Origin of the sequence: Pedobacter jeongneungensis, assembly GCF_000633455.1 — a bacterium.
GTDB lineage: Bacteria > Bacteroidota > Bacteroidia > Sphingobacteriales > Sphingobacteriaceae > Pedobacter > Pedobacter jeongneungensis_A.
Genome location: NZ_AYMG01000017.1, coordinates 145,053 through 168,128, shown reverse-complemented (window position 1 = coordinate 168,128; position 23,076 = coordinate 145,053). Strand labels below are relative to the sequence as shown.

The window sequence follows — 23,076 nt, the reverse complement described above, 5'->3', positions numbered from 1 at the left end:
AAGGCTATTTTTAGTGTTGATGATCTAACGGGCAGGATTTGAGCATCCGCAGGTTGATGAAATGTGCAGCAGCAATGGTAAAGCCTCCTAAAGGAATCAAAATAGGCTCCAATAGCTCAATCCCCGAGAAATGCCCCATTGCAATACAAGCAAAACCTGCAATAAGCACTAAAATTGGTATAATGCGGCGGTGCTGTTTCCGGTAAGCAGAACTTAAACTCCAGATACCCAGAATCAATGAAACCACGATCATCGTAATTTCAACCGCTTCGTTGGCCAAAAAGTCCATACCCCACATTGGTAATACAGTAATCAAAAATGGCAAAGCTGCACAATGTATGGCACAAAGTGTTGAGGCGGTAATACCGATCCGGTCGAGGTTGATTTTGTAGCTCCGTAATTTCATTAAAAATAAATTTAGTCTACAAATATAAAAGCAATACAGTTGCATTTAAAATATTCAACGCTATATTTGCAACATAATTGCATTAACATGATAAAGAAATTACCGGTAACCGTATTAAGCGGTTTCCTGGGCAGTGGCAAAACCACTTTACTAAACGCTATTTTAAAGAATAAGCAAGATTTAAAAGTAGCTGTAATTGTGAACGACATGAGCGAGGTAAACATTGATGCCTCTTTGGTTAAAAACCAATACACCTTATCTAAAACTGAAGAAAAGCTGGTCGAAATGAGCAATGGTTGTATCTGCTGTACTTTGCGGGAAGACCTGATGATCGAAGTGGAAAAACTGGCAAAAGAAAACCGTTTCGATTATTTGTTGATCGAAAGTACCGGAATATCAGAACCTATCCCAGTAGCACAAACGTTTTCATTTATTGATGAAACCTCGGGTATCGATCTAAGTAGGTTTAGCCAATTGGATACCATGGTAACTGTGGTAGATGCCTATAATTTTTATAAGGATTTTGGATCGGCAGAAAAACTGGCGGATAGGAACATGGTTGATGATTTGGCGGATAGGCGAACCATTGTAAACCTGCTTACCGATCAGATTGAATTTGCCAATGTAATTTTATTAAATAAGGTTGATCTGGTAAGCGATAATGATATCAAAGTATTAAAGGCATTGATCGGCAAATTAAATCCCGGCGCTAAAATTTACGAAACACTTTTTGGAGAAATAGATCCTGCCCTGATTTTAAATACAGGGTTATTCGACTTCGAATCGGCATCAGAAGGTGCAGGATGGAAAAAAGAGCTGGAAGAAATCCATCAGCCAGAAACCGAAGAATATGGCATCAGCTCGATGGTATTTCGCTCTAACAAACCCTTTCACCCTGAAAGGTTGTGGAATTATATCAATAAAGAATTCCCGCAGAATGTGATCCGGTCAAAAGGTATATTTTATCTTGCCGCCATGCCCGAGCAAGCCATTAATTTTTCGCAGGCAGGTGGTTCTTTACGCATCGATCCGGCTGGTGTTTGGTGGGCAAGTATGAACCTGCAGGAACGCGAACAATACAGCGATTATGTGGAAAACAGAACAGCAATACATGCAGATTGGGATAATGACTTTGGCGACCGTAAGAATGAACTGGTTTTTATCGGTCAGGAAATGGACAGCGAGGAACTAAAAAAATCACTAACTACATGTTTATTAACTACTAACGAAATTAAAGATTATAAAGCAAGAAAAGCATTCAATAACCCCTTTGAGCAGGTAATATGATAAAATAGTCGACGAAATGAATAAAATGGTAGTTTTTCTACTACATTATTTGCATTTATTTTGTTTAAATTTGATTTCCCAAACAACTATACTTATTATGATATCCCCGAAGGAATTAACTGTGGTTTCAACCTGTCCATCATGTCCGAAATGCAAAAATTTTGAGACTTATAGGGTACCGAGAGGTTTTATATTTAAAACACTAATGCCATGGGTATCGATCAAAAGATACAAATGCTACAAATGTTTTAATAAATTTTACGTATTTAAATAGTTTCCTTTATAAATTAACATCTCAATTAAGCCGCCCGAAAAGTGGCTTTTTTAGTATAATTTCTGCCGGTATTACAGGTTAAAATCATTTAAGTGCAGCATGTTGTAGCTTTTTAAACACATATTCTTTATAACTTGCGCCAATAGGGAGTTCTTTTGTCCCAATTTCAACATCATAGGCAGTAAAGGCCGTTATCTTTTTCAGGTTAACAATAAATGAGCGGTGAATACGCAAGAAAGCATTTTCTTCCAGTTCGGCCTCCAAATCGCCGATTTTGTATTTAGCGGTGATTTTTTTATCTGTGCAGTGAATCACAATATAATCCTTTAAACTTTCTACATATAAAAGTTCTTCTTTATTCAGGTTATGGAATTTACCACCAGCTTTTATGTGTAAAAATTGTTGAGTTGCGGGAGCTGATATTTCTGGTTTAGCAACAGGTTTTTTTAACCTCAAATAACGGTCTACCGCTTTAAAAAACCGGTCAAAGGTAATGGGTTTCAACAAATAATCCACCAGGTCAAGGTCGTACCCCTCTATTGCGTATTCACGGTAAGCCGTTGTAATGATTACAGCAGGTGGATTTTTTAATGTTTTAAGAAAATCAATCCCTGTAATCTGAGGCATCTTAATATCCAGGAACAAGAGATCTACTGGTATAGACCTCAGCACCTCCAACGCCTTAATTGCATTTGAACAGGTACCCACCACCTCAAAGGTATCCAATTAACTAATATGATTCTGTATCAGTTGAATAGCCAAAGGTTCATCATCAACTAAAAGACATCTGACGTTCATAGTGATTCTGTTGTTTAATGAAATGGTTTTGCAAGTTAATATTTAGCAATACGACAAAGATATTATCTTGGTCAAAAATACTTAAATCATATAATCCGGGGTAAAGCAACTGGAGCTGTTTGGTGATGTTATTGATGCCAATTCTATCATTCCCTTCTTCCCTGTTCGGAATAAAACCATTAGAAACCATAAAGCGGAAACGGTTATCTGTTAATTTCAAATCGATATTGATTACCGGCTGCCCAATATCTTCTCCTGCACCGTGTTTAAAGGCATTTTCTACCAGAGAAAGTAAAATCAAAGGGGCAATATTGGCCTCCCGATCTATTGAATGCTTAAAATTCACTTCTAAACGGTTACCATACCTTAATTTTTCAAGCTCAGTATAATTTTTAATCAGATTGATCTCGGCAGATAAAGGAACATACATTCCATTACACCTGTACAGTACATGATCCAATATTTCTGACAGGCCAGCAATAGATTTTGAAGTAATGGGAGAATTCACCAACGACAGCGAATAAATATTGTTCAGGGTATTAAAAAGGAAATGTGGATTTAGCTGCGCTTTTAGTGCTTTCAACTCTGTCTCTGCTCTTTCTTTTTCGACAGAAAGTTTGTGCTGCTGCGCAGTATATTGTTCTTTGATCAATTTGATGAAGGCAAAAATCCATGCCGCAGAAAAAGTTAGCGCAAAGTAATGGGTAATGAGTTTAGGTACATCCAACATAATTTCCCAAACAGATTCCTGGTCAAATGGTGGTGTTCTTATAATGGGTTCCAAAATGTGCACCACAACAATCCTGGCACTTACGCAAATGACATAACTTCCTATAAAAAAATAAGCCGCTATTGGATAATAATTTGTTGCCGTAATCAATCTGGGAATAATAATATAGGCCAGAAAATAAGAAGCAATAATGGTGAATGAAATATAGAAAGTATGCCTGACAAGGATATTACCAAAATCATTGTATTCTCCTATATCATACCGGTTAAAAAACACAACGGTGGTGATCAGCCAGAAAATAACATGGCTGAGGAACCGGTGTGCGGTACTAAACTTGGCTATCCTCTCGATTAACGGCATCTACACAAATATACAATTCTTAAGTATTCAGATATAGGTAGTCGACGAAGAGGGTAAAACTGCATATAAATAAGGTTGAAAAGCATATAAAAAGGTTTCGCCTTTAAAATGTTCTTTTTTAGCTGCTATACAATCCTATCTATCTCTCATTAAGTTTTGACTTTACACTAATATCCATATTCGTAGAAAAATAAACCAACCATGAATCAAATGAGGCAACTGTGTTTCCTACTCCTGTTATTCTCTGCCCTGCAAAGTTTTGCCCAAACAGAAGTTAAACTTACCGGAAGGGTGTTAGATGAAAAAACGTTAAAACCACTCGAAAACGTAGGTATTAAGCTTTTATCTTCAACCGACCGTAGCGTTATAAAAAGCTCCGTTACCGATGCTAAGGGTGAATTTGTGCTCTTCTCACAACCTGGCAGGTATCACGTTAAAATCGAGTTTATTGCCTATAAAACACAACTGCTCGAAAACAGGGAAATAACCAAAAACCTTAAAATCGAAGATATTATACTCAAAGAAGATGTACAGCTATTGAAATCGGTTGATATAACTGCAGAAAAAACTACTGTGGAGCTAAGTCTTGATAAAAAAGTATGGCAATGATATATTACTTTACACTAGATATCATTACTAAGTCAAATGTAAAACATAGTTGTAAAATTTCAAGGTTATAATCCTTAAATTGCATTTACATTAAATATAAAATTTATGAGCAGTAGACAATTAGATGAATTAAATGAAGAAAAAAGAGATAGAAGTATTGCTGAAGAGTTAGGCATTTCGTATGATGAATTAGGAGAAACTAATTTTGAGATAGAGACTGACAATAGTGAAGATGGATTCATTTACGGTTATTATGTAGTTTTCAAAGATGGTTCTTCACAGGAAGTTCTTGATAAGATTGATGGACTTGAAGGTAACCGAGTGTATTTTGATACATCACAGCTCCCAGATGAACCTGATGATGATTTTGACCAGTATGATGATGGTGGTATTTCGAACTTACCACTTGATCTTCAAAATTTAGGAGAAAAGATAATGCCTAGTTTAGCAGAAGAGGCGAGACGTAAAAGAGATGAAGGTAACTAGTTATAAATAAAAAGCCCCAAAATTTGGGGCTTAAATATTTAATGAATTTCTAATCTAACAATTCTATCTTCAAGTTTATACAATCTATTATTAATAGATTCTACGTGAATCCTAATAGCAGATAAATCAGTTTTCATTGAATTAAGGTCATTCTTAATTGGTTCTAATTTAGAATCCAATAGTTTTTCAATATCTTTTAATGTTATTTCCATGTTATTATTTCTTATAAATACTTTATTAATTACAACAATAACATAGAAAATTTAAAAATCAACATTTTTAATTATTTACATGGATCATCAACTGCTACAGCTTCCCAGCCATCGTGATTTAATCCTTTGGTATCCTCTTTGAAGTTATTCCAGTCCTCGTATGATTTGAAATCACATTTGCATTTAACTGCACCATTCACACGCATCCTTATGCAATCTGAATCAGAACCCGTTAGCTCAACAGCTAAATAAATTCCGAGTGACACTACAGCAATTAATACAAATGCACCTAAGCAAGATTTGAGCTTTTGATCGTTTTCGTTTTGTTCCATTAATTAATAGATTTAATTTTGATGTTAATTGGGTTTCACAAATCTTATTGAATATCTAGCCTCTGCGTTATCTGTGGAAAATCCCCTAGAGAATTTAAATATGCCTACCCCATTAGTGAATTCATTAGTAATAGTAAATGGTCTGTAATAAGGTAGAGACCAAAACCCAGTTTGATATCCCTCTTGAACAAAGTATTTGAAGGTTACATTATATGTCCCTGCTGCAATAGCGTTAAAACCAGATTTATTAGTCGGTAAATATTTATTTCCTTGAATCACCCAACTACTTTTAGACATTAAATCAATTACCTGAAAATCATTTGAATATGGCGTAGTTGTGTTACTATAACCATAAGTACCATCATAATTTCTCATAAGTTCAACGAAATCATTTTCTGAGGGCAACCTCCATCCATTGGGTAAAGTAATCGCCTGTGCTTCTTTGTAGGTGTAGTGTTTACCATAGTTATCACCAGTAGCTTTTGGGTTTACCATTCCACCGTTTCCGTTGTAATTAACGCTAGTCCAAGTTTGGTTACCAATTACAACAGTTGAGTATTCGATACCATTAATGTTTACAGTTCCTGTTTTCCTACCATCGGTTGATGGTGGTAAAGGTTTGAGTTCGGAAGGATTTGAATCTGATTTTTTGCAGGAGATAAGAGCTATGAAAGCTAGAAGGATTAGAGTTTTCTTCATACATGATTATTTAAAATAGTTAAAATTCAAATATACGACATGTCGTGCATGATCCAAAATTTTAGTGAATTAGTTTTGTTTTGATGGCAACCAAGAACCCCAGGAATGATAAAGTAATTACGTTATTTGGTGCAAACGTACGAAAGTACCGTAATGCAAAAGGGTTGACGATGAATGACCTTGCTACACTCTGTGATGTGGAGTTGGGCACAATTAGTACTGTGGAAAGAGGAATTGTTAATTGTACGATTAGTACCGCTCATGCTATATCAAATGCATTGGGTGTAACTATTGATAAACTTTTAGAAGAATGAACTCACAAGAAAAGACAAATAAAAAAATACAGAATATTCATAGTTCGATAGAACGAATCAAATTAAGTGATTACGAATTGTTTGAATATGACCTAAAAGCTTGGGAAATTACTATTGAACAATTCCCTCAGCATATTAGCTATATAAATTATGCAAGGGTACATGTTTTCAACACTAGACTTGACTCAATTGTAAATAAATACATTTTAAAGCGATATGAATTAATTACAGAGGATGAATTTGAAAATCCTGCAGAGCTGAACTGTGTAGGTTTCTTAGTTCTGAAATATCCATTTTCGAAAGTTCCAGAGTTAAATCATAATTCTCTTTAAGGTAATTATTTAGTTTTTTTATTGATAATTCAACCTTTTCTTCATTGCTAAACTTATCTGTGTTATTAATGTAAGTTAACGACTCTATATAGCTATTTGCACAAGTGTATAATTCCAAAAAAACGAACAAAGATTTATCCTTTTCATTATATAAATTTTCCATATCCATAAATATCATGTAATATTTATGATTTGCAAATAGTGTAAATAACTTCTTGAAATTTTATTTTTCAAAATTTTAATACTATATTTACACCATGATTCCAGAGTTTAAAAGTATTATCGATCTTCTACAGAAATTCCCTGATGAACAATCATGCATTGATCATTTGGAAAAGATTAGGTGGAATGGTGATGTGGTATCGCCTTTTGATACTGAATCCAAAGTTTATACCTGTGCTGGTAACAAGTACAAGTGTAAAAACACTGGCAAATACTTTAATGTAAAAACTCAAACTATCTTTGATAATACCAAAATTCCCTTACAGAAATGGTTTTTAGCTTTGTATGTATTCTCTTCTCATAAGAAAGGGATTTCTTCTCATCAATTAGCAAAGGATATTGATGTAACCCAGAAAACAGCATGGTTCATTCTACATAGATTGCGTTATGCTTTTGAGCATCCAGATTTTCAAGCTGAATTTACAGACCATGTTGAGGTAGATGAAACATACATGGGCGGTAAAGAAAAGAATAAACATAAAAACAAAAAAGCAGGTAAAACGCAAGGTCGAAATGTTACATCAAAGAAACCTGTAGTTGGCATGAGAGAACGAGGTGGAAATGTTTATGCTAAAGTCGTAAATAATGTTGGTATGTCTACTCTTCAACCAATGATTGAAAGCATGATACCACTTGGCGCAACAGTTTATACTGATGAGTGGTTGGCTTATAATAAGCTTCATGAAAAATATATTCATCAAAGGGTTAATCATGGTGCTAAGGAATTTGTTAACCAGATGGCATCTACCAATGGTGTGGAAAATTTTTGGTCACATCTTAAAAGAGGTGTGGATTCACAGTATCATTGGGTTAGTAAACATCACCTTCAGAGTTATGTTGATGAGTTTGTATTAAGATTCAATACCAGACATAATTCAACTTCACAGAGATTTAATTATGTTTTAGGTAATATTGCAGGTAGATTGAGCTATTCAAAACTTATAAGCGCAAGGGACAATGCCTAAAGAAGATAAAGATTTAATTGTTGTTCATGAAGACAAGTTTGATTTTAATGGTACTAAAATCAACTATGCAGTATTAGATAATAATGCTGTTTTGATTGCATATAGCAGCATAACAAAGCTTTTAAATGTTACTGCTAATGAGATTAAAGACATTAAACCAGTTGCCTTTTGGAACTCCAAAAAGAAATGGAACAATGGTTTATATCTAAAGGAGATACCAGAAATACTCTTCAATCTTGTTGAGAAAGCAGAGACTGAAACCTTATCAGCAAAGGCTGCAGAATTGCTAAAAGAACTTTCTTATTTAGCATTGAAGCAATTAACAGGTGAGCAAGAAATTAAAGAAAAACCTCAACCTACATTTGATCAGTTGCTCAGTGGGTTATTAAAAGTCCCACCTCCTAAAAAATAAAAACAATTATCATTTTTTTATTTAGCGAATATTTATTAAATAGCACATAATAAAAAATGTAATACGCCCTCATTATGCAGTTCACTAAAATCTCGGAAGGCAATACATGTAATTGCCTCACCGATACGATCGAAAATAATACCGATAAATTTGTTAGAAAGGTAACTAAATCTCCCACTCTTAAAGATCGTGACTTTAGAACTCACGCTGAAAGAGGAAAAGTTGCAGAAGACAAAAATGACTGCAATGAGGTTTGTGGTAAGAATGCTCTCTCTTTTGAAATTTGGAATTCCCAGAGTTCTGATTTACTTATGAAAAAATATTTGACAACACTGGCTTTAAGTCCTCAGTCAAAAAATAACCTTTGTCTTGTAAGTTTTAAACCAAATAGTGGTTTAACAAAATATACACCTGATCAAATCGAATATAATGAATTTCATTATGACTTTTATAAGGAAGATTCGTTCTCAATTGATAGTCTTGAATTAATAGAAATGATTCCCTTAGTTATATCGTAATGTTTGAATTAAACCTTCAATATAGAATTAAAACATCATTACCTGTAATTACGGGTAATTATAAAATTCTTCATTATGATGAATTTCCTATCTTATTTTCGGGAACAAATAACTATGGAAATAAACTTATTGGCTCATATTCATATGAAGATGATGAGACTGATTTATTTAGATATTTTTTAATAATTGTTAGTGATAAACAATATGTTGATTTTTACAACGGGAAAATCTCATATAGGAGTTTGATAGAAACTAATGAATCGTTATTCATAATCGATAAAGATATAAATGACCATATAATAGATACGTTCCATGTGCCATTAGAAAGTATCCCAGCTGATTATTTACCTCATATCAAATCATTTATCCCTCTACAAAAACAAACTCAAAATAATCTAAATTTTGCTTTTAGCTTAAAAGGAAAATTAGCTGACCTACACAAAGCAAAAGTTAATGATATAAATAATGTCAATGAGCGAATATACAATTACCTTCAAGACAGTTTAGAAACGCTAAATGTATTTCAACTTAATCCAATCGTATATTCTCAACCTTCTCAAGCAGCTAGTTATAGACTTAATTTTGATATAGAGTTTAAACAAGAACAGCAAATGAGTATGTTCCCAATCGATAAAAAAAAGGTTGGCGAATTTCTCCAGACTTATTTAAACTACATTTCATATTCCCTGCCAGAAGAGGATGATGGTTTTTTAGAAGATAATCCAGAAAAATCCAAAGGCTTTTCTGATCTTAAAAGTAAGTATGAAGAAATATTTACAAGTTATAATACTGAACCCCTGTCAGCTGTTTCGGATATTTTGGTTGAAAATATCAGTAGTTCAGCAGAAAAACTTTCTGAGGTTACAGAGTATTTAAAAAGCAATAATAGTTTTGACTCTATTTTACTAGGATATACAGACGATAATGGAGGTTTTTCAACGATAGGCTATCTGATTGAGGATTATAAAGCCCTTATTGATTCTAAAATTTTACACAATGAGGAAGAGTTATATATTGAGAATATTATTGTTGATCCGACTCCTCAATCATACAGGATATTAGTTTATGATATGAACACAGAAACTGGAAAAGGACGAGCTCGTTTGTACCCAGATGACACAGAAGATTATTACAGAGTTAAATTACATGTTTATACGGTAGGTGATAGTTTGTCTAATTCAATTTTCACTAAAAGTTTAAATGAAAGTAAAGTAGTAAACGTAGAAGGTATTGGAACTAGAATTAACGGAGTCTTTAAAAAACTAGAATGTTATATAGAGTTGAAAACCTAATTAAAAACGATACGAAATTTAAATAATGTTAGTACTTGACTTTTTAAAGTTATCATATAAGTTTGCTTTTACAATAAAAGCTAGTGTAAAGTAGTATGTCATTGCCAAAAGTATTTAATGTGGGTAAAGATCTTATCTCGAAAGGAGGCACTGCAAATGACATTTTAAACAATGTGCCTTCTGTAAATGTAGATGCCAATGGCGCCATAAGTTTACGTGGAAATGGAAGTGTACAGGTATTGATTAACGGAAAACCATCCATGCTGACCAATAACAATGGATTAGAACAGATACCGGCCAGCAATATTGAAAAGGTGGAAGTGATTACCAACCCCTCTTCCAGATATGAAGCACAGGGTGGTGGAGGCATTATCAATATTGTATTAAAAAAGAATACACTAAGCGGTTTTAACGGCTCAGTACAGGTAGGTATTGGTGATCCGGCAAATTATAATGGCAATTTAAACCTGAGCTATAAAACCGAAAAAATCAACATCTTTACCAATATCGGTTACAGGTATAGAAACCTATACGGGTCGGAACAGCGCTATCAAAATGTTTTGAATAATGGAATACAGACCATACTGAGACAGCATAATGAGCAGGGTAGAAATGACGACCTTTATAATGCTTATATCGGAATGGATTACTACATCAATCCAAAAAACACCTTAACAGGCAGTTTTTATCATGATTTACTGGTAAATAAAGATACTACCAGTTACCGGTACAATTATTACGATAAAAATGATGCACCCGATAGCGTGATTAAACGTTTCGAAAATTACCGGGAGCCGCAAAAATACAATCAGCTCGAACTGAATTATGTAAAAACCTTTGATAATAAGGATCAGAAATGGAATACGAGTTTACAGTATGTTTTTTGGAATGATGATGAGAACCAGGATATTATCCAGCAAAAAACTTTCCCAGCTTTAAGCAACATTAACCGTTTAACCTCAAGGGACATTGAAAGTAGTGATGCAATATTTATTCAGAGCGATTTTGTGGGTACTTTTTCCGGCGGTTCGAAATTCGAGGCCGGTATAAGAGGAAATATCCGATCGATCAGAAGCGATTATTGGGCAATGGCGGATGATGTACTGCTCCCCACCTATGATAATAAGCTTAAGTACAATGAGAACATTTATGGTGCTTATTTTCAGTATGAGAACAAATTTAAAAAATTCAATTATCTGCTGGGCTTAAGGGCAGAACTATCGGATATTGGCATTTCAGACCGGCAGGGTTCTTTTCAGGCTTCTAAGGATTATATCGATCTTTTCCCAACCGCAAATATTACCTATAAACTGCAAAAGAGCACAGATTTGAGGTTGAGTTATAGCAGAAGAATAAACAGGCCGCAGTTTTGGCAGTTAAACCCCTTTTCAGGTTTATCAGACACAAGAAATTTAACCGTAGGCAACCCTGATTTAAATCCAATGTACACTAATTCGTTCGAACTGGGTGCATTACAAAGATGGGGGAAACTCACTTTCAATCCATCTGTGTATTACAAACATGCCACCAATTACTTCGAATTTATACTCAAGCAATCTGCTAATGGTTTTGTAAACACCCCTGTCAATTTAGATTACGAAGATCGTTATGGGCTCGAAATATCGACCACTTACAATCCCCTATCCTGGTGGCGCCTATCGTGGGATTTTAATTACTATGCTTTTAAACAGCAGGGTACTTTTGAAGATAAAAAATATGGATCTGAAGACCATACCTGGTTTACCCGTATCAATTCGCGCATGAAGTTCCAAAAGAGTTTTTCGATCGAATTCAGTTTTAACTATAGGGCTAAAAATACCGATATCCAATCGGTAAATAAAGCGCAGTACCGTGCCAACATTGCTTTAAGTAAAGATTTTTTTAAAGATAAGGTATCTTTAACCATAGCGGTGAACAACATTTTCGATTCATTTATCGATAAACAGATTACCTCAACAGCTACTTATTATTTAGAATCGAGTTTTAAGGGTATCGGAAGATTAACCACCGCTACATTGGTTTACCGTTTTAACCGCAAGAAAGATGAAAAGGACAGGTTGCCGGATCAGGAGTAAATCAAAAACAAATAAAGTAAACTTAAGATAAAAGCTTTTAGATCTGATATCATCGTGGGAAAGGTTTTTTCTGAAAGAAAGCCAACTTTATATCCTTTATATAGAAAAATTGATCAAAAACTGTTAATTTTGACATATAGGATAAATCTTAAAAATAGAAATGCCAAGTTTGAATCTAATATCAAAGCGATTAAAACACCTGTCTGAAATCCCGGATAAAAAGGAAACAATATTTCTACACGATGTCCGTAAAGAATTCCGGCAGGATCTCCAGCATTTTATTTTTGGAGAAACCCTGATGATTAAAGAGGGAAAACCTGTTATCGGGAAAAACCTTTATAGAAACTGGCTTCTTAAAATTAAGACCAAAGGGTTTGATTATGATATTAAGTTTCTTTAATGGAGATTTCAGCAAAATTAAAAAAAATTGAGCGCCTAAAAAAAAAATAGATGAAGCTGGTACAAACAAAGACTGGGACCAAGACTTCATTGAAAAAATCAAGATAGATTTCACTTACAACTCAAATAAGATTGAAGGTAATGCACTGACTTACGGGCAAACCATACAATTACTTAAAGAGTTTGTTGCCCCAAATTTTAATTCCTAATGGAAAGATGACCATATCTTAAAAATTGTAACAGACTTTCATTTTCAGTTCCTAAACAATATTCATCCCTTTGGTGATGGAAATGGAAGAATCGCGAGAATCATAATGAACATCATCCTACTTAAATCTAAATACCCGCCAATTTTCATAAAATCGATAAATAAGTTGGATTATATGAACAGTTTTGAGGCAGAAGAGAATAGTCCAGGATCAATGCTCAACTTTATAGCCGACCGATTGATAGAAAGCTTCAAGGTTAAAGAAAAATTCTTAAAAAGCAGGTAACTCTAATTTTCTTTAATGTAATTTTAAATTCGAGCCCAATCTTTTAATTTCATTGGGCCCGAAAATTTTATTCTGCAATTAAAAGAAAGTAGTTTTTCTTTCCTTTTTGAACCACGATAAATTTATCGTTTATTAAATGATCCGCATTAAATACCTGAGCCATTTCAGCTACTTTTTCTTTATTTACAGAAACGCCTCCACCTTGAATGGTTTTTTTAGCTTCTCCTTTTGAAGGGAAAATTGCTGATTTTTCGGCCAGTAAACTTGCTGCATCAATTCCGGCGCCAAGTTCTTCTATCAGAATCTTGTACTGGGGAATCCCATCAAATATATCTAATACTGCTGCATCAGATAAGCCCCTTAAGAACTCTAATGATCCGTTTCCAAATAAAAATTCGGATGTTTTAATAGCAGTTTCTAAAGCTTCTGCCGAGTGCGTTTTGATGGTGATATCTTCTGCTAACGCTTTTTGAAGAATACGCAGGTGTGGTGCAGCATCGTGTTCTTTTTCCAAAGCCTCAATCTCTTCTTTATTTTTAAGGGTAAAAATGCGGATCCATTTTTTCACATCATCATCTGATGCATTTAACCAAAACTGGTAAAATTTATATGGTGAGGTTTTCTCAGGATCCAACCAAACGGCACCACTCTCGGTTTTACCGAATTTTGTTCCATCTGCTTTTTTGATCAGCTGCGTGGTAATTGCATAAGCTGTTCCGGCATCTTTCCTTCTGATTAGCTCTGTACCTGTAACAATGTTTCCCCATTGATCGGAACCACCCATCTGCACCAAACAGTTTTCATTTTTCCATAAATGGTAAAAATCGTAACCTTGAATCAACTGGTAACAAAATTCGGTAAAAGACAAACCAGAATCGCCTTCCAAACGTCTTTTAACGCTGTCTTTTGCCATCATGTAGTTTACGGTAATGTGTTTACCAACATCCCTGATAAAGGTAAAAAGGTTCATATCCTTAAACCAATCCGCATTGTTAACCATTACCGCTCCATTACCACCTTCTTCAAATTTCAGGAATTTAGCCAATTGCTTTTTCATTCCTTTTAGGTTATGCTCGATCATTTCGGGCGTTTGAAGATTACGCTCATCAGACTTCCCTGATGGATCGCCCACCATACCTGTAGCTCCACCCACCAAAGCAAATGGCTTGTGACCTGCATTTTGAAAATGGATCAGCGTCATGATCTGCGTTAAGTGACCAACATGCAACGAATCTGCAGTAGGGTCGAAACCGATATAACCAGATGTCATACCCTCTTTTAACTTTTCTTCAGTATTCGGCATAATATCATGCAGCATGCCACGCCATCTTAACTCTTCAACAAAATTCGTCATTGTACAAACACTTTAATAATGTGCGTGCAAAGATAAAATTTTAGCTTAGTTTAAAGCAAATTAGTTGGTTTTGTAAAACAGTTCTTAAAATCATTTTTTGCGGCTTTAAATATACTTAGCCAGTACATGTTTCAAAGCAGGATGAATTCAAATGGATTGATTTTGAACACGCTATTAATATTTTACTTTTCGCACTTTACAACTATACAAGAAAACATTACCTTGCAAAATGAACTTTTTATCCCATTACTATTTCGATAGGGCTAATATTGATGCCAATGTGGTAATGGGAACTGTTTTGCCCGATCTGGTCAAAAATGCTTCTAAAGAGGCTAATTTATACCCACAAAAGAATGAATTCCTGTTTAAAGGAAATCCTGATGAAGAAAATCTGTTAGTTGGCTGGAAGAGACATTTAGCAGTAGATCTGTTTTTCCACTCATCTGATTTTTTTCTGGAGAAAACCACCGAACTTAAACAGCTTATTAAGCCGATTGTAGAAAACACCGCTGTAAGGCCCTCATTTCTTGCCCATATTGGCTTAGAGCTTTTACTTGATCATTTATTGATCGAACATAACCTCATTCAGGTACATCATTTTTACGATAAGCTCAATACCGTAAAAAAAGAATCTTTAAGCGATTTCCTGGAACACTGTAAGCTCAAGGAGCCGGAAGTATTTTTTAACTTCCTGGAGAAGTTTATCAGCAGTAAATACCTCTTAAGCTATCAGCAACTCGAAAACATCAGTTATGCGCTTAACAGGATATGCATGCGCCTCTGGCCCGAAACATTGAACGAAATACAGCTGCAACAACTTACTTTCGAACTTGGGATTTTTAAAGCGGTTTTACAAAAAGATTTTATGGATATTTTTAAGGAAATTGAGGGGAAATTGGCTTAAATATTTTAATATATTTGGCGAAAAACCAAACAATTTCATGAAAACAAAACTAACGTTCTTATTTCTATTATCAATTTTTTACCATTTTAGTTGCCTTGCCCAAACGCAGGTAAATGTGATTAAAAAGCCTACCTGGAATATAAAAGCTTCCTATGATAGCAAATCCGGATCAAAAGTAGATTTATCCGGCAATGCCATTGCAATGATTGTTGATGTTCCCAAAGCAGATTTTGCCGTTGTTACCGTTGATGATAAATTAAACCAAAAGTGGTTAACTGAACTTTCTGGTTTTCCAATGGCCATTGGAAAGTTCAAAAACGATGTCATAATTATAGCAGCTTCTGACCGTAGTTTTTTCAAAAGTTTTACCAACCAGTTTAAAGCTTATCTGTTAGAAGAAAAAACCGGCAAACTCGTTTCAGAAAAGATAATTTATGAGGGAAGTAAAGATTTTGTTGAAACACCAGAATTCTTCATAGCCAAAGATGGCTCCTATTTTAAAATGGCTACAAGGCTAACAGGCTTAAAACGAAAGGTACATATTGGATTACCTGTTGTTGGTTTCTTTACAGCATTAAAACTGGAAAAGGATTTTAATGAGTCGCAAAGCTATACTGTAATCGACTTTAATGACAAATTGGAGCAGATACAAAAAATGGAACCCGATATGCCCGACGGCGATACATGGAAAGCATCTTGCGGAGATGACGGCAGTTTCATTATCAGTACAGTAGATGCAGCCAAGGGAAAATGTAATGTGGCAATCTATCTCAGTAATACCCCAACCCCTCTTAAAACGGTAAGCATCCCTGTCGATGCAATTAGTCAGGACGATATTTCAACAATCAGTTTTGCAAGCAGCAAGAAGTCCCTGGTAAATTACATTGGCATCTTTTATAAAAATGCAAATAAGGAACGTTCCACATTAATTGCTAAAATTGATTTTAATAATGGCACCTATACATCAACGAGAGAAGTATTCGATAAAGATCACCTTAAAGAACTTCAAAAGTCTTTTGTACCAGCCAATAAAAAATTCAGGGATTTAAATTTTTCCAATAGCAAGTTTATGGATATTAGGCAAATCACAGAATACAACGATAAATTATTGGTTACCATCTCTCCCCGCTCTGTATATAGTAGTAGCCATGGAACTTCAACTTCCGAAGGGTCAGTTTTAATAAATGCCTATAATAGTGAAATGAAGCCCTTATATCATCAATTTATTCCCCGAGATTATGTCAGCAGTGCCATGGGAGAAGGTTCTGAGGTATCCTTCAATCTGGCAAACAACACCTTGCGTATGTTAGCAAATCAAACAGATGGTATTACAGCTGTTGCTACGCTATATGCCGAAATGGATCTTGAATCAGGCAAAATGAATAAAATTAATATGATCTCTAAGGATGATATAAAAAATTCATATTATGCCAACACAGAATATATCAGTTGGTTAAATGATAGCTTTGTTATCCCATTTGTGGAGCGTATGGGTATTTTTAGCAAAAAAGTAGATTTACAACTATTACAACTTAAATATTAATCACTCTTTACCTTTTTTTATATTTGTAAATGCCCCTATCTGCAATACAAAAAGAAATGGATGCCCTTGTGGCCGAATTGAATCAGCACAATTATAATTATTATGTGCTGGCTATGCCCACTATTGGCGATTATGAATTCGACAAAAAACTAAAACAACTAATTGAGCTGGAAAAAGCAAATCCTGATTTTGCCGATCCTAACTCACCAACACAACGCGTAGGTGGCGATATCACCAAAAATTTTGTTACCGTGAACCATAAATACCCCATGTTATCGTTGGGGAATACCTATAATGAGCAAGATCTCCGTGATTTTGACGAACGTATCCGTAAAGCCATTGGCGATAATTTCGAATACGTTTGCGAATTGAAATTTGACGGCTTATCAATCAGCCTTACTTACGAAAACGGAAAACTTTTACGTGCCGTTACCCGCGGTGATGGTACCAAAGGAGATGATGTAACCAGTAACGTTAAAACCATTCACACTATCCCCCATCAGATTAAATCAACTGTTGCGCCTGAACATTTCGAAATTCGTGGAGAGATTTTTATGCATAAAGCAGCTTTTTTACGCTTAAATGCCGCCCGTGAGGAATTGGGCGAAATTGCTTATGCCAATCCGCGTAATTTTGCTTCGGGTACCATAAAAATGCAGGATAGCAAAGAAGTAGCCAAAAGACCTTTAGATGGCTTTATCTACTTTTTGTATACCGATAAAAATGAATTTAAAACCCATTGGGATAGTTTAAATGCTGTAAAAGAGTGGGGATTCCATGTTTGTGAACACACAAAGTTAGTTTCGGGTATAGATGCTGTTCTCGAATTTATCCATTACTGGGAAGATGAGCGTTTTAAATTAAGCTACGATATTGATGGTATTGTAATCAAAGTAAATAATTATGCGCAACAACAAGAACTGGGTTTTACTTCCAAATCACCACGTTGGGCCATCTCTTATAAATACAAAGCGGCTGAAGTAGAAACCGTTTTAGAAAAAGTAACTTATCAGGTAGGCAGAACAGGTGCGGTTACCCCTGTGGCCAACTTAAAACCTGTTTTACTTGCAGGAACGACGGTTAAACGTGCTACTTTGCACAATGCCAACGAAATTGACCGTTTAGACCTTCACGAAGGTGATACCGTTTATGTAGAAAAAGGTGGTGAGATTATCCCGAAAATTATTAAAGTAAATCTTGATAAACGTTTAGTGGGAGCTGCAAAAGTACATTACCTGCATAACTGTCCTGAATGCGGTACCGAACTGATCAGAAAAGAAGGTGAAGCGGTACATTACTGTCCGAACGACGAAGGTTGTCCGCCACAGATTGTGGGTAAAATCCAGCATTTCATTTCACGCAAGGCGATGAATATTGATGGACTTGGCGATGAAACCATCGAAACTTTTTATAAACAAGGCCTGGTAAGGCACATCAGTGATTTATATATGCTATATCAAAAATCAGATCAGCTTAAAACTTTAGAGCGTTTTGGTGAACGTTCAATCGATAATATGCTTGCCGGGATTGAAAAGTCGAAAGAAATGCCTTTTGAAAAAGTGCTTTTTGGTTTGGGAATCCGTTATGTTGGAGAAACTGTTGCGAGAAAAACAGCTGCAGGAGTAAAAAATATCGACAATCTTTCAAAAGCTACCGTGGAAGAATTAATTGCAATTGATGAGATCGGGCAACGCATTGCAGAGAGTATTGTTGAGTATTTTGGAAAAGAAGAGCACTTAAAGCAGGTAGAATTATTAAAATTAGCAGGATTACAGTTCCAAATTGAAGAAAAGGTAATTACGCTTGATAGTGATAGACTTATTGGAAAAACATTCGTAATTTCGGGCGTTTTTGAGAACTATAGCCGCGATGAGCTAAAAGACATGATTGAGGCCAATGGAGGCAAGATGCTGAGCGGTATTTCGGGTAAATTGAATTATTTGGTAGCGGGCGATAACATGGGCCCTTCAAAACTGGAAAAAGCAAACAAGTTAAACGTACCGATCATCAGCGATGCTGAGTTATTGGAAATGATAAGTGGTTAAGTTTACCACAAAGGCACGAAAACACAAAGTTAATTAATTAAAAGTATCCCTATTGCTTTAAAAACCATTTTAAAACTTTAAGGGATGAATGAAATTGCTAATCATAAATGGCTATTTATAAAAAACAAAACCTTGGTGCCTTTGTGGCTTAGTGGTAAAAAATTAAACTGTTTGTAAAAACAAAAGATAAAACCTCGTTACCTTCGTGGTTCCGTGGTAAAAACAAAAAGTAAAATTATATAATGAACAAATTTCAGGGTACTGGTGTAGCATTGGTTACGCCTTTCAACACAGATGGATCAGTTGATTATAATGGCTTAAAAAACCTGATTAATCATTTGGTAGACGGAGGGATAGATTACCTCGTTTCTTTAGGTACAACCGGCGAAACCGCTACAATGACCAAGGACGAGAAGAAGAAGGTGTGGGCCTATACTGCTGAAATTAACAATAACAGATTACCATTGGTTGCCGGAATTGGGGGTAACAATACACTTGCTGTTGCTGAAGACATTAAATCATTCGATACCACAGGTTACAGCGCCATTTTATCGGTTAGTCCTTATTACAATAAACCCACACAGGAAGGCATTTATCAGCACTATAAACATTTAGCTGAAATTTCTCCTCTGGATCTGATTTTATACAATGTACCAGGCCGTACCGGGAGCAATATGAGTCCGGAAACAACCTGCAGACTGGCACATGATTTTAAAAACATCATTGCAACAAAGGAAGCTTCAGGAAGTTTTGATCAGTTTAACCAGATTATGAGAGATAAACCTAAAGATTTTCTTTTAATCTCAGGCGATGATCCGGTTACTTTACCCATGATTGCTTTAGGAGCGGCCGGTATTATATCGGTAATCGGAAATGCATTGCCTAAACAGTTTACCGATATGGTAAACCTGTGCCTGGCCGGCGATTATAAAGCAGCTTTACCTGCACATTTAAGCTTAATTGAGTTTACTCGTTTGGCTTTTGCAGAAGGTAATCCTGCCGGAGTTAAAGCCGCACTTAAACACCTTGGTATTTGTGGAGATACCGTGCGATTGCCATTGGTTAAAGCTTCTTCGGCCTTAGAACAATTAATTATAGCAGAGGTAGAAAAATTAAGTGTAGTAGCTTAATCCCTATAAACGATAATATTCAGGAACAGACTGTTTGATTTTGCTAAAAGTGCAAAAGATAGCAGTCTGTTTTTTTGTGTAAATAAAAAATTACCAAAAGAAATAAACTCATAATCAACACATTAGAACTAAAAACAAAAATTTTAGTTTGATAGATGTCTTAGTGTCGTTCAGGGCATTATTATTGAATTGCGTTTCTCCACACACAAATAAACACACACAATGAGAAAATTAATTTTAATTGGCCTGGTGGCAATAATGGCCATGGGCTGCAAAAGCAGGTCGTACCAAGAATCTTCTATTACTATTGGTATGCCAGAAAATGAATTTAAACGGGTTAACCGGTCTGCTGAATTGATGTTGGCTAGTGATGATGGTACAAATATATACCGCAGTATCTCTACAACATTCATTCCTAAGCCAGAACCATATACCTTCTTTTATTTTTATCAGGGAAAATTGAGCCGATTTGTTAAATCAGATCGAATTGATGATTATAAATTTATCAGGTAGAAAAAAAGGGAACCTATTAGAAATATAGATTTGTCATCCTGAGCTTGTCGAAGGACTTGTTTAATGTGTTTCGACCGGCTCAACATGACAGCATATAAAGAAATTTACCTCTGTAATACAACCTTCTTTTTTATCAGATCAGGCAATTAATTTATTTCTTCTTTCCATTAGCAGATTATCCTGCCATACGCCTTTTGCTTTACCTATTTTCTCTCGATACCCTACTACCCTAAAGCCAGCCTTTTCATGGATTTTTAACAAAGCAGAATTCTGAAGGAAGATACCCGCCTGAAGCATCCAGATACCTTTGTTTTCGCTTTCAGTAATTAAAGCATTTAATAAAGAAGAACCAATCCCTTGCCCTTTGTAACCAGGTTTAACATACACCTCAATTTCTCCAACCCCACCAACATCATAATTGGCTAATACTGGCAAAAGCGCACTCCAACCTATAATTTCTTTATTTTGTAAAGCCACAAATCTGCAGGCTTTAAGGTGTGATGAATCCCAGTCTTTCCAGGAAATATCCGGGCTTCTAAAACTTGCAGTACCTGTTTCGATTCCTTCCCGATAAATAGCACTGACTTCGTCCCAATCTGATGAGCGCATAATTCTAATCATAGTTTAATCAATTTTAGCAATTTTATTAACCTATAAATTCTATAGTGTATGTTTGATATACTAAATTAATTAAACAAAATGCTTATTACCTATAATGCAGAAACAAGTTTGTCCTGTATTATAAATCAACACAACTATATCAAAAAAAGTACCTCTGGCAAGTGTTTACGTAACAAAAACGTTAAGCTAACGTTTTTCATCAGAGAGGTTTTTTAAGTACGCTACCGGGCTCATTCCAACAAGCTTTTTAAAAGCGCTATAAAAGGCACTACGTGACGAGAAGCCGGCGCTGTAGGCCAATGCCTCTAAGGTAAAGTTTTGCATGATTTGTGGATTTCTGATGCTGTCTTTAATCCAGTTAATGCGGTATTGATTAATGTAATCGATAAAACTCTTATTAAAATAGTTGTTTAATACAACAGAAAGCCTGTGACTACTAATTCCTATATCAAGGGCAAGGGATTGAAGCCTGATATTCTTATTACGGAATGACTGATGTTTATTAACATACAACTCTAACTTTTGTCCCCATTCCTGAAGCTCTTCTGCATGATCTTTAGAAAGAGAAAAGCTTTTTCTTATGGACAAGAGCGTTGAAGTTTTAACATTCAGAAGGGAGGCGATCAGCTCTAAAGGCAAACGGTCTAAATAACCTGGATTGGTTTTGGCAAAATAGAGATATCTTTCTTTTGCATTTCCTACGCGTATAATATGTGCACGTTGCTGGGCATCTTTGTAATATTTTTCCAAAACTACCCTGAAAATGTAATTTAGTTCGAAATGATATTCGAAGAGCTGGTTAAGCTCATTATTGTGCATGGCCAACAATTCGGTATCTTCAACAGCCACCACATATTCTTTGGAGTAATCAGATCCATGGAGGCCGGAGATGGAACTAACAAAATCAAATTCAACAGATATATAAGTGGTAATTTTTTGCTTATTATGTGTAGTACAACCCATTAACGCACCTTTCACAATAAAATACATGTACTCACACACTTCGTCTTCCCTGAAAAGGATCTGTCCCTTTTTTATCTTTAAACGCAAAAGGTGTTTATCAAACGCTTCGGTTAATTTAACATCTACGGGATGTACGGTGCGCATAACATCCAGGATAAGCCCGACGTCTTCGCTATTTGCTCGATTATAATGTAAATCTGACACTTAATACCGTTAATAATGTTAATTATTTATACATGTTTATCTGAGTAGCCAGATAAACCGGATATCTTTTTGAGAGCGGTTTGGTATTCTGTTATGTTTTACAATTAAATGCCAGGCAATAATAATGCTTAAGTAGTGAAGTTTAAATTTTGGATTCTTAGCCGAATTAACCGAAATGAATATACGGTTTGTAAAAGAAGAAAGCTAACAAATTACCTAATCAATGATAAATTGTCTTATATATTTTACAATATTTAACATGTTTATGCACTACAAGTTTTTCAAAATTGTGTTAAACAAAAAAGCCTCAGGAAATATCCCAAGGCTCAGATAAAAATATTTTGATTGTTAAGCTTTGTTTTTAGTGTCTTGTACTTCCAAACGGATCGCCTGAGCTAAATTTTTCAGATCCTGCATACCTTTACGTACACGGGTACCAGCAGCGCTGTTACCTTTGTTATAAAATTTGTCTGCATCAGCTTCCAAAGCTGTCACTAAACTCTTTACTTCTTCGAATTTTTTCATTTTTAATTAATTTATGGTTCTTTTAAGGTTTGATTTTTAATTTTCTACTCTAATTTAA

General features: G+C 35.1%; 25 protein-coding genes. 16 read left to right on the top strand and 9 right to left on the bottom strand.

Going from position 1 to position 23,076, the window contains the following annotated elements; genetic code table 11:
- Window positions 1–10: 10 nt before the first annotated feature.
- Complete coding sequence (locus U859_RS30515; RefSeq protein WP_025144525.1) at window positions 11–406, bottom strand: MerC domain-containing protein; 396 nt, start codon at window positions 404–406, stop codon at window positions 11–13.
- Between the two features lie 87 nt (window positions 407–493).
- Between U859_RS30515 and U859_RS0116940 the strand changes: the two genes are divergently transcribed.
- Complete coding sequence (locus U859_RS0116940; protein WP_025144524.1) at window positions 494–1,693, top strand: GTP-binding protein; 1,200 nt, start codon at window positions 494–496, stop codon at window positions 1,691–1,693.
- 358 nt (window positions 1,694–2,051) lie between these two features.
- Here the strand turns inward: U859_RS0116940 and U859_RS30510 are convergent, their stop codons facing one another.
- Window positions 2,052–2,693, bottom strand: a complete 642-nt coding sequence (locus U859_RS30510) for a LytR/AlgR family response regulator transcription factor (protein WP_205314410.1) — start codon at window positions 2,691–2,693, stop codon at window positions 2,052–2,054.
- Window positions 2,694–2,739: 46 nt separating this feature from the next.
- Window positions 2,740–3,855, bottom strand: a complete 1,116-nt coding sequence (locus U859_RS0116930; protein ID WP_025144523.1) for a sensor histidine kinase — start codon at window positions 3,853–3,855, stop codon at window positions 2,740–2,742.
- Between the two features lie 210 nt (window positions 3,856–4,065).
- Between U859_RS0116930 and U859_RS0116925 the strand changes: the two genes are divergently transcribed.
- Together U859_RS0116925 and U859_RS31195 are read left to right on the top strand one after the other, a co-directional pair.
- On the top strand, window positions 4,066–4,464 hold the full coding sequence (locus tag U859_RS0116925) for a carboxypeptidase regulatory-like domain-containing protein (protein ID WP_162799971.1): 399 nt from the start codon (window positions 4,066–4,068) through the stop codon (window positions 4,462–4,464).
- 105 nt (window positions 4,465–4,569) lie between these two features.
- The gene (locus U859_RS31195; RefSeq protein ID WP_025144521.1) at window positions 4,570–4,950 is read left to right on the top strand and encodes a hypothetical protein; all 381 of its coding nucleotides are present in this window, start codon (window positions 4,570–4,572) and stop codon (window positions 4,948–4,950) included.
- 283 nt (window positions 4,951–5,233) lie between these two features.
- Here the strand turns inward: U859_RS31195 and U859_RS0116910 are convergent, their stop codons facing one another.
- Together U859_RS0116910 and U859_RS0116905 are read right to left on the bottom strand one after the other, a co-directional pair.
- On the bottom strand, window positions 5,234–5,494 hold the full coding sequence (locus U859_RS0116910; protein WP_025144520.1) for a hypothetical protein: 261 nt from the start codon (window positions 5,492–5,494) through the stop codon (window positions 5,234–5,236).
- Window positions 5,495–5,518: 24 nt separating this feature from the next.
- Window positions 5,519–6,193 (bottom strand): FISUMP domain-containing protein, encoded by a 675-nt coding sequence (locus U859_RS0116905; protein ID WP_025144519.1) that lies wholly within the window; start codon window positions 6,191–6,193, stop codon window positions 5,519–5,521.
- An 83-nt stretch (window positions 6,194–6,276) separates the two neighbouring features.
- Here U859_RS0116905 and U859_RS32685 point away from each other — a divergent pair, with 83 nt between their 5' ends.
- From U859_RS32685 to U859_RS32680, 8 genes are all read left to right on the top strand, one after another.
- A complete protein-coding gene (locus U859_RS32685) occupies window positions 6,277–6,507 on the top strand; it encodes a helix-turn-helix domain-containing protein (RefSeq protein ID WP_025144518.1) in 231 nt (76 codons plus the stop codon).
- On the top strand, window positions 6,504–6,839 hold the full coding sequence (locus U859_RS0116895) for a hypothetical protein (protein WP_025144517.1): 336 nt from the start codon (window positions 6,504–6,506) through the stop codon (window positions 6,837–6,839). Before U859_RS32685 ends, U859_RS0116895 begins: the two co-directional genes overlap by 4 nt.
- Window positions 6,840–7,096: 257 nt before the next feature.
- A complete protein-coding gene (locus U859_RS0116890; protein ID WP_025144516.1) occupies window positions 7,097–8,026 on the top strand; it encodes an IS1595 family transposase in 930 nt (309 codons plus the stop codon).
- Window positions 8,019–8,438 carry a hypothetical protein gene (locus tag U859_RS0116885; protein WP_025144515.1) on the top strand — a complete coding sequence of 140 codons (420 nt, stop codon included), beginning with the start codon at window positions 8,019–8,021 and terminating at the stop codon, window positions 8,436–8,438. The genes U859_RS0116890 and U859_RS0116885 overlap by 8 nt, the downstream gene beginning before the upstream one ends.
- 74 nt (window positions 8,439–8,512) lie before the next feature.
- A complete protein-coding gene (locus U859_RS0116880; RefSeq protein ID WP_025144514.1) occupies window positions 8,513–8,956 on the top strand; it encodes a hypothetical protein in 444 nt (147 codons plus the stop codon).
- Window positions 8,956–10,248 (top strand): hypothetical protein, encoded by a 1,293-nt coding sequence (locus U859_RS0116875; protein ID WP_025144513.1) that lies wholly within the window; start codon window positions 8,956–8,958, stop codon window positions 10,246–10,248. Before U859_RS0116880 ends, U859_RS0116875 begins: the two co-directional genes overlap by 1 nt.
- A gap of 101 nt (window positions 10,249–10,349) precedes the next feature.
- Window positions 10,350–12,323: an outer membrane beta-barrel family protein gene (locus U859_RS0116870; RefSeq protein WP_162799970.1), complete on the top strand. Its 1,974-nt coding sequence runs from the start codon at window positions 10,350–10,352 to the stop codon at window positions 12,321–12,323.
- Between the two features lie 623 nt (window positions 12,324–12,946).
- Complete coding sequence (locus U859_RS32680; RefSeq protein WP_084153097.1) at window positions 12,947–13,216, top strand: Fic family protein; 270 nt, start codon at window positions 12,947–12,949, stop codon at window positions 13,214–13,216.
- A 67-nt stretch (window positions 13,217–13,283) separates the two neighbouring features.
- Here U859_RS32680 and tyrS read toward each other — a convergent pair whose 3' ends face one another.
- Window positions 13,284–14,570 carry a tyrosine--tRNA ligase gene (gene tyrS, locus U859_RS0116855; RefSeq protein WP_025144509.1) on the bottom strand — a complete coding sequence of 429 codons (1,287 nt, stop codon included), beginning with the start codon at window positions 14,568–14,570 and terminating at the stop codon, window positions 13,284–13,286.
- 229 nt (window positions 14,571–14,799) lie between these two features.
- On the opposite strand from tyrS, the gene U859_RS0116850 reads away from it, so the two are divergent.
- The 5 genes from U859_RS0116850 (at window position 14,800) to U859_RS0116830 (ending at window position 20,705) form a co-directional block, all read left to right on the top strand.
- Window positions 14,800–15,474: an ACP phosphodiesterase gene (locus tag U859_RS0116850; protein WP_025144508.1), complete on the top strand. Its 675-nt coding sequence runs from the start codon at window positions 14,800–14,802 to the stop codon at window positions 15,472–15,474.
- A 37-nt stretch (window positions 15,475–15,511) separates the two neighbouring features.
- Window positions 15,512–17,017, top strand: a complete 1,506-nt coding sequence (locus tag U859_RS0116845; protein WP_162799969.1) for a hypothetical protein — start codon at window positions 15,512–15,514, stop codon at window positions 17,015–17,017.
- Window positions 17,018–17,046: 29 nt separating this feature from the next.
- Window positions 17,047–19,062 carry an NAD-dependent DNA ligase LigA gene (gene ligA / locus U859_RS0116840; protein ID WP_025144506.1) on the top strand — a complete coding sequence of 672 codons (2,016 nt, stop codon included), beginning with the start codon at window positions 17,047–17,049 and terminating at the stop codon, window positions 19,060–19,062.
- Window positions 19,063–19,304: 242 nt separating this feature from the next.
- Window positions 19,305–20,192 (top strand): 4-hydroxy-tetrahydrodipicolinate synthase, encoded by an 888-nt coding sequence (gene dapA, locus U859_RS0116835; protein ID WP_025144505.1) that lies wholly within the window; start codon window positions 19,305–19,307, stop codon window positions 20,190–20,192.
- A 222-nt stretch (window positions 20,193–20,414) separates the two neighbouring features.
- The gene (locus U859_RS0116830) at window positions 20,415–20,705 is read left to right on the top strand and encodes a hypothetical protein (RefSeq protein ID WP_025144504.1); all 291 of its coding nucleotides are present in this window, start codon (window positions 20,415–20,417) and stop codon (window positions 20,703–20,705) included.
- A 138-nt stretch (window positions 20,706–20,843) separates the two neighbouring features.
- Here U859_RS0116830 and U859_RS0116825 read toward each other — a convergent pair whose 3' ends face one another.
- The 3 genes from U859_RS0116825 to U859_RS0116815 all read right to left on the bottom strand — a co-directional run bounded on the left by U859_RS0116825 (window position 20,844) and on the right by U859_RS0116815 (window position 23,018).
- The gene (locus U859_RS0116825) at window positions 20,844–21,326 is read right to left on the bottom strand and encodes a GNAT family N-acetyltransferase (RefSeq protein ID WP_025144503.1); all 483 of its coding nucleotides are present in this window, start codon (window positions 21,324–21,326) and stop codon (window positions 20,844–20,846) included.
- Window positions 21,327–21,512: 186 nt separating this feature from the next.
- On the bottom strand, window positions 21,513–22,433 hold the full coding sequence (locus tag U859_RS0116820) for a helix-turn-helix domain-containing protein (RefSeq protein WP_025144502.1): 921 nt from the start codon (window positions 22,431–22,433) through the stop codon (window positions 21,513–21,515).
- A 408-nt stretch (window positions 22,434–22,841) separates the two neighbouring features.
- Entirely contained in the window at window positions 22,842–23,018 is a 177-nt protein-coding gene (locus U859_RS0116815; protein ID WP_025144501.1) for a histone H1, read from the bottom strand.
- Between the last annotated feature and the right edge of the window lie 58 nt (window positions 23,019–23,076).